The sequence below is a fragment of the Paenibacillus sp. OT2-17 genome, assembly GCF_009827695.1.
Lineage (GTDB): Bacteria > Bacillota > Bacilli > Paenibacillales > Paenibacillaceae > Paenibacillus > Paenibacillus polymyxa_B.
In genome coordinates, this window is sequence record NZ_WUDQ01000581.1 from 1 (window position 1) to 2,278 (window position 2,278).

The following is a 2,278-nucleotide window of genomic DNA, read 5'->3' on the forward strand; positions in this document are numbered from 1 at the left end:
TTTAATCAGTTTTTGGCGCTCCTGATCAGCAATTTTCTCATATTTCAGCATAATGAGTCTGCGGCCGTTTTCCATCTGCTGAATACGTACAATTTCAGATTGGAACGGAACATGCTCTTGAGTTCCGTTTTTATAAGGGACCAAAATCCAGCAAGATAATGATTCTCCTTCTTCAAGATGATGAGCTCCCTGGGTCTGAAAAGAAACGCCTCCGCCTCCCACATCATGCGTCTCTGCTACAAATCTGGACTCGTTCTCACCATGCTTTACCGCAATTTCCAAGTTGGCCTTAACCCGAAGAAAGTTTCGGCGCTGAATTTTGCTGATGCTGTCTGGAGCAGGTTTGTGGATGCGAACCATCCGGAGGATATCCTCTTTAAAACCCGTAACGTGGGTATTGAAATAATTTTTAATCCCACCCTCGCTCATAAAAAATATAGACAGCTCTTCCCCTAGAAACAATTTTTTCAAGTGTCCACTTGTTTGTGACATAGGAATTTCAATTAGAAAGTTCTGTGACTCCTCTTCCGCAATACGAGACTTAAATTCAAAAATCTCGTCCTTATGGTCAGTACCAGCCACTTGTATGTATAACACATCATTAATTTTGGGAAACAAATGATCCACCATCCTTGTCCATTAAAAGCTCTAATTAAGGTATATAATACCACGACTTTATGCCTATATTAAGCATTATATTTGTTCGAGCTATGACTAAAGCACAAAAAACCTCCTTCATGAAGGAGGTTTAGAGTGACTATTGATTCATTTTCATGTAATCAACTACGCATTACTTGCAGTAACCTGAGGTTCATCTGAATCTTTAACCTCTTCAATCGTTTCTTCCATCCCCGTATTGGCGTTAATGTATATCCGGTAAACGGAACCATTGATTTTACCACCAAATTCATAACACAGAACTTCATTCGAAAGTTCATTTTCAATTAAGGCTTTACGGTGGTAAGTTTCACGAAACTCAGGATTCAATTTTGCTCGTGCTGCGTTCAAATTCAATTTCGCTTGCGGAATGCGGCGGAGATGACTATGCTCATACACATAATCACTGGATTGAAAACCGATCACTTGTCCGTTATCAAGGCCTGATCTGACTGTGATTTTTTCTGGATAGATAATCACGTCCCCTTGTTGGCTCGCAAATGTAATGTTAGCTAAATTCCCGCTTTCATCATATGCAACTGGCTTCATTCCTTTGTAACCTTTTTGTTCAAGGTATTCACTAGCATAGCGAATCGCTTCATTACGTGTTGCTTTTTTAGGACCTACTGCCCTCATGTCATGATAAGAAATAAGCTTGCCGCCTTTTTTCGTGAAATCCATACTGGCCACGGGTTGCTTCTTATTTAGCAGGGTAGCTGTATAAGATGCCCATTCCGTTCCTTTACCGTTTTCTTGTACACGAATCTGGCTTTCTGGTTTTCCTGTAAACTGGGCAGCATTCCGCTTAATTTGCGCCGCATCCACGACCGGGAGATTCAATTTTTTCACTGAGCGCTTGTCATAGATACTTGCTACAGAAGGTCCCCAATCCAGTTCCTTGTAGCCCTCCACCTTTTTGTCCACCGTCTTGAAGCCATCAACAATGGTGTTATCCTTTGGACCCGTTTGGGAGCCTGGGGCAGCTTCCACATCCGTCCATCGCAAGTTTTTGCTAAGAACTTTTTGCCGGACTTCATGCATATTTTTCGAAATTTCTCTGGAATTTTTATATAACGTTTTTAGATTGGATATTTCTTTCTCATTCAAAGGCTCGTGATCCAGATCACGTACGGCAGTCTGATACGAAAATGTAGATACATGTGACAGCAAATCCTTGGCATGGTTAAACGGCATTACATTGAGAGGCAACTGATTGACCTCATTTTGGGCCTCACTTGTAATTCTCCACACGTTCATCAAACACTTGCGATGCATCGCGTGTGAAGTATTATGGACAGCAACCGCATTACCAAGTTGGGAATGCAATTGATCCATATGAAACGACAAATCATGAAACGCACGCTGATATTGATTTTCCGCTTTAATCGACATGCTTTTTGCCTGAAGAGACACCTCTTTTCTCATCTGGCTTTCCCGATAACCCCACACAAATGCTCCTATCATGAGCAGGGCAACAATCGGGAACAATACCGAACTAAGTCGCTTATACATATTGGGAGTCTCCTTTCTTCAATTACACTACCGATAGTGTGACAAGAAGAAAGCTCTCTTATGCATGGTTTTCCATGACTTCAACAATAAACTCGCAGTTATCGCAAAT

At 41.4% G+C, this 2,278-nt stretch carries 2 protein-coding genes; both read right to left on the reverse strand.

The genetic code is table 11. The features are described 5' to 3' along the window. A partial coding sequence (locus tag GRP75_RS24820) for a flagellar brake protein (RefSeq protein WP_160790657.1) occupies nt 1–618 on the reverse strand: 618 nt, incomplete at its 3' end. A gap of 165 nt (nt 619–783) precedes the next feature. Continuing rightward, on the reverse strand, nt 784–2,169 hold the full coding sequence (gene ypeB, locus GRP75_RS24825) for a germination protein YpeB (RefSeq protein ID WP_160790658.1): 1,386 nt from the start codon (nt 2,167–2,169) through the stop codon (nt 784–786). Between the last annotated feature and the right edge of the window lie 109 nt (nt 2,170–2,278).

Coding starts and splice junctions, on each gene's coding strand:
- ypeB (WP_160790658.1), bottom strand. CDS start 2,169: ATGTATAAGCGACTTAGTTCGGTATTGTTCCCGATTGTTGCCCTGCTC.